Source organism: bacterium (genome assembly GCA_030018315.1).
GTDB lineage: Bacteria > Hydrothermota > UBA3073 > JACQXS01 > JAGMCI01 > JASEGA01.
In genome coordinates this window covers 263-700 of the sequence record JASEGA010000070.1, presented here as the reverse complement: position 1 = coordinate 700, position 438 = coordinate 263, and the positions used below count along the sequence as shown (strand labels likewise).

The window sequence follows — 438 nt, the reverse complement described above, 5'->3', positions numbered from 1 at the left end:
AATTATTTAAGACAGGCTTTAATTTTGAAAATGACTGGAGCTAAAGTAGGGGATACCCAGAATCCTATCATCACAGGTTTAACCCAAGAAGAATTTCAAAAACTGGAAAAGCAAGCAGCTAGCTTTAAAGAAGGAGAACTCAGAAATATTTTAAATCTCTTTCTGGAAGCTGAAAATAAAATGAAATATTCGCCAATCCCTCAATTACCCTTAGAATTAGCCATCATCGAATACGCAAGCGTTAGCGAAGCGTGGAGATGAAAGCGTAGCTTTCATCGACTCTTGCGGGGTCGTCTAATGGTAGGACAGTGGCCTTTGGAGCCATTAATGAACGTTCGAATCGTTCCCCCGCAGCTTAAAAAAAGAGGGTTAGCCATCCCCTCCTCAAAAGAATATCTACCGGGATTAATACTGGCCAACTGAATTGAATGTTCTCTG

At 40.6% G+C, this 438-nt stretch carries 1 protein-coding gene and 1 tRNA gene; both read left to right on the top strand.

All coding sequences use genetic code 11. The annotated features are described in order from the left end of the window. A partial coding sequence (locus QMD71_10090) for a hypothetical protein (protein MDI6841173.1) occupies positions 1–261 on the top strand: 261 nt, incomplete at its 5' end. A gap of 22 nt (positions 262–283) precedes the next feature. Beyond that, positions 284–354 (top strand) — tRNA-Gln (locus tag QMD71_10085). The last annotated feature ends 84 nt before the right edge of the window (positions 355–438 follow it).